The 4,387-nt window shown below is 77.4% G+C and carries 2 protein-coding genes; both read left to right on the forward strand.

The genetic code is table 11. The features are described 5' to 3' along the window. The first annotated feature begins 137 nt into the window (after positions 1-137). Positions 138-326 (forward strand): DUF6381 family protein, encoded by a 189-nt coding sequence (locus EF903_RS29345; protein WP_125548035.1) that lies wholly within the window; start codon positions 138-140, stop codon positions 324-326. A 392-nt stretch (positions 327-718) separates the two neighbouring features. Then, positions 719-4,387, forward strand: a 3,669-nt coding sequence (locus EF903_RS29350) for a beta-ketoacyl synthase N-terminal-like domain-containing protein (RefSeq protein WP_185902890.1), incomplete at its 3' end; no start/stop codon positions are given.

Raw genomic sequence — 4,387 nt, forward strand, 5'->3', positions numbered from 1 at the left:
GGGCTCGGGCGGGCCGGCCTGAGGAGCCCGCCGAGGCCGTGCGACACGGCCGCGGCCGAGCACCGATGGCCGCCGCAGGGGCCGCCGTTGCTGGTTGGGTGGAGGGGTCAGGACCCGCCTACCGAGGATGGACGCCCATGAGCGACGAGAAGCAGCCCGGCACGCCCGCCCGGCAGATGCGCGAGCAGGCCGAGGAACTGGAACTGGCGGCGCAGCGCGCCACCGACCCGGACGAACGCCGGCGCCTGACGGACGAGGCCGTGCGCATCCGGGAGCGGATCGAGCGGGAGAGCGGCCCGGAGAGCGCGACCATGGACCCGATGTGATCCGGCCGCCGACCTTCGGACCACCGCGGCCGCGCACGGCGGCCGCGGTGCCCGGCATTTCAGGCTACTGACCAGTCACTTCGCGTTTTCTCCCCGCTCGCCGCACGACGGCGAATTCACGCCGATCTCCCGTCTCGGCGCCGTCGTGCGGCGTTTCCCCTGGGTGTGCCCGCTCCGCCCGCTCCGGCTCCATGCCGGCCGTCCGCTCCGGCACCGACCGCCTCGGATCAGGTACGCAGCGTTGACCCTTCAGTAACTTGGCGCTAGCTTCGCTTCGTTCACCGAAAGGCCCGAATTACCGTTCCGGGCCCGCGCGACCTTGTGCCTTCCCGCGGCCTTCGTCATGGCCGACATTCCCCCACCGGGCAACGCCATCGCATATTCGGAGAATTATGACGCCGGCAGAGCACGTCATCGGAGTGACCCCCTTCGGCGAACCCGATGCCCGCCTCGCGGCCGCGGTGACCCGCGGCGGCGGACTGGGTGTCCTGGACCTCGGGTGCGGTGACCGGGCCGCCCGGGCGGCCCTGGCCGACCTGCGGGGCTGGCTCCCCGGGCGGTTCGGGGTGCGGGTGGGCCCGCACTGCCGATTACGGCCCGGGGGCGCGGCAGGGCTGCTCGGCGGCCCGGGCGGGCCCCGTACGGTGATCCTCGCCGCCGGATCCGCGGTGCGGCCGGCGGACCTGCCGCCCGGGGTGCGGGTGCTGGCCGAGGCCACCGGCCTGGCCGAGGCGCGGGCCGCGCTGGACGCGGGAGCGCACGGCCTCGTCGCCCGCGGCAGCGAATGCGGCGGGCGCATCGGCGAACTCGGCACGTTCGTCCTGGTGCAGCAGCTCCTGGACGCCGTCGGACCCGACGGCCCGCCGGTGTGGGCCTGCGGGGGCATCGCGCCCGGCACGGCCGCCGCGGCCGCCGCCGGCGGAGCCGCGGGCGTCGTCCTCGACACGCAGCTGGCGCTCCTCGCGGAGTCGTCGCTCCCCGCGGCCGTCGCGGCGGTACTGCGCCCGCTGGACGGCTCCGAGACCACCGAACTGGGCGGCCACCGCTTCCTGCACCGGCGCGGGGCCGCGGCCCCGCCGCCCGGCGCGCCGCCCCGAGACCTGCCCGACGACCCGGAGCGGATCGCCGCGCTGCTCGGCGGCCGGGACCCCGACGCCCGGCTCCTCCCGGTCGGGCAGGACGCCCCACTGGCCGCCGTGTTCGCCGACCGCCACCGGGACGCCGCCGGCGCGGTACGCGCCGTCGTCGAAGCCGTCCGCGCTGCGACCGCCGACGGCGCCGCCGGCCGCGCCCTCACCGCCGGATCCCCGATGAGCCGCGCACTCGGCACCCGCCTGCCGATCGCCCAGGGGCCGATGACGCGGGTCAGCGACGGGGCGGACTTCGCCCGCGCCGTCTCCGACGGCGGCGCCCTGCCGTTCCTCGCCCTCGCCCTCGCCGGGCGCGAGCGGGCCGCCGCCCTGCTCGCGGAGGCGGCCGCCGTGCTGGAAGGCCGCCCCTGGGGGGTGGGCATCCTCGGCTTCGCCCCGGAGGAGACACGCGCCGCCCAGCTCGAAGCGGTACGGGCGCACCGGCCGAGCCATGCGGTGATCGCCGGCGGCCGGCCTTCGCAGGCCCGCGCCCTGGAAGCCGACGGCATACGGACGTTCCTCCACGCCCCCTCCCCCGGACTGCTGCGCCAGTACCTCGCCGAGGGAGCGCGCCGGTTCGTCTTCGAGGGCGCCGAATGCGGGGGCCACGTCGGACCGCGCAACAGCTTCCCGCTGTGGGAGGCGCAGATCCGCGTCCTGCTCGACCACGTGGCGGGGGACCCCGGCGCCGCGCCCGCCCTCGAGGTGTTCTTCGCGGGCGGCGTGCACGACGCCCGCTCCGCCGCCATGGTCGCCGCCCTGGCCGCGCCGCTCACCTCCCGCGGGTGCGCGGTCGGCGTCCTCATGGGCACCGCCTACCTGTTCACGCGGGAGGCCGTCGCCCACGGCGCCGTACAGCCGCTGTTCCAGCGGCAGGTGCTGGCCGCCGAGCGGACCGCGCTGCTGCGGACGGCGCCCGGGCACGCCACCCGGTGCGTGCCGAGCCCGTTCAGCGAGGGGTTCCGGAAGCTCGCGGCGGAGCTGCGCGCCGGCGGTGCGCCCGAACGGGAGGTGTGGGAGCGGCTGGAGCGGCTGAACGTCGGCCGGCTGCGGCTGGCGAGCAAGGGCGTCGAGCGCACCGCCGCCGGCGGGCTGGCGCCCGTGGACGAGGAGCGGCAGCACGCGGAGGGCATGTTCATGGCCGGGCAGGCCGCGGTCCTGCGGCACTCGGCCACGACCGTCGCCGAACTGCACGAGTCCGTCACCGCGGGCGCCGCGGCCTTCCTGGAGCGGCGGCGTGCCGCCCTGCGGGCCGCGGAACCGGCCGGCCCCGGGCCCGCCGAGCGCGCGCCCGCACCGCTGGACATCGCCGTCGTCGGCATGGCCTGCGTGTTCCCCGGGGCGCCGGACCTCGCCGCGTTCTGGGCACACGTGCTGGACGGCCACGACGCCGTCACCGAGGTGCCCGCGGAGCGCTGGGACCCGGACGTGCACTGCTCCCCCGGCCCCGACGGCAGCGGCCCGGCCAGCACCTCCCGGTGGGGCGGCTTCCTGCCCCGCATCCCCTTCGACCCGCTGCGCTACGGCATCCCCCCTGCCTCGCTCGGCAGCATCGAGCCGGTGCAGCTGCTCGCACTGGAGGTGTCCCGGCGCGCCCTGGAGGACGCCGGACACGGCGAGGACGGCCGGCCCTTCGACCGGGCGCGGACCGGGGTGGTGTTCGGGACCGAGGCGGGCAGCGACCTGTCGAACGCCGCCACGCTGCGGACCGTGCTGCCCTCCTACTACGGGCGGGTGCCGGCCGGGCTGGACGGGCAGCTGCCCCGGCTCACCGAGGACACCTTCCCCGGCGTGCTCGCCAACGTCGTCGCCGGGCGGGTGGCGAACCGCCTCGACCTGCGCGGCCCCAACCACACCGTGGACGCCGCCTGCGCCTCGTCGCTGGCCGCGCTGGACGCCGCCTGCAAGGAACTCGTCCTCGGGACGAGCGACATGATGCTGTGCGGCGGCGCCGACCTCCACAACGGCATCAACGACTACGCCCTCTTCACCTCCGTGCACGCCCTGTCCCCGACCGGGCGCTCCCGCGCGTTCGACCGGTCCGCGGACGGCATCGCCCTCGGCGAGGGCGTCGCCTGCGTCGTCCTGAAGCGCCTCGCGGACGCGGAGCGGGACGGGGACCGCGTGTACGCGGTGGTCAAGGCGGTCGGCGCGTCCAGCGACGGGCGCTCGCTGGGGCTGACCGCGCCCCGGCCGGAGGGGCAGCGGGCCGCGCTGGAGCGCGCGTACCGGTGCGCCGGCGTGTCCCCGGCCGACGTCGGGCTGGTCGAGGCGCACGGGACCGGCACGGTGGTCGGCGACCGCACGGAGCTCGGTGTGCTGACGGAGGTGTTCGAAGCGGCCGGCGCCCGCGCGGGGAGCTGTGTGCTCGGGTCGGTGAAATCGCAGATCGGGCACACGAAGTGCGCCGCCGGACTGGCCGGCCTGATCAAGACGGCGCTCGCCCTGCACACGGGGGTGCGGCCCCCCACCCTGCACCTGTCGAGACCGAACTCCGCCTGGCGGGCGGGCGCGAGCCCGTTCGTGTTCCACCGCGAGGCTCTGCCCTGGCCGGCCGCCCCCGGGCGGCGGTACGCGGGGCTGAGCGCCTTCGGCTTCGGCGGCACCAACTTCCACGCGGTACTGGCCGGGCACGGCGCGGACGCGCCGCCGCCGGAGCACGCCCGGGACGAGTGGCCGGCCGAGCTGTTCCTGTTCCGCGGCACCGACACCGCGGCGGCACGCCGGGCGGCTGCCGACCTGCTGGAGGCCGCCGCTGCGTCGGCACGCGGGGAGACCCCGTGGCGCCTGCGCGACCTGGCCGCGACGGCGGCGGGCCGGGCGGCGCGGGCGCGGGGCGGCATCCGCATCGCCTTCACGGCACGCGACGTCGCCGAACTGTGCCGGCTGCTGCGGGCCGCGGCGCTCGGGGACGGTCCGGGGTCGGGGCCC

The organism is Streptomyces sp. WAC05292 (assembly GCF_003949955.1).
Classification (GTDB): domain Bacteria; phylum Actinomycetota; class Actinomycetes; order Streptomycetales; family Streptomycetaceae; genus Streptomyces; species Streptomyces globosus.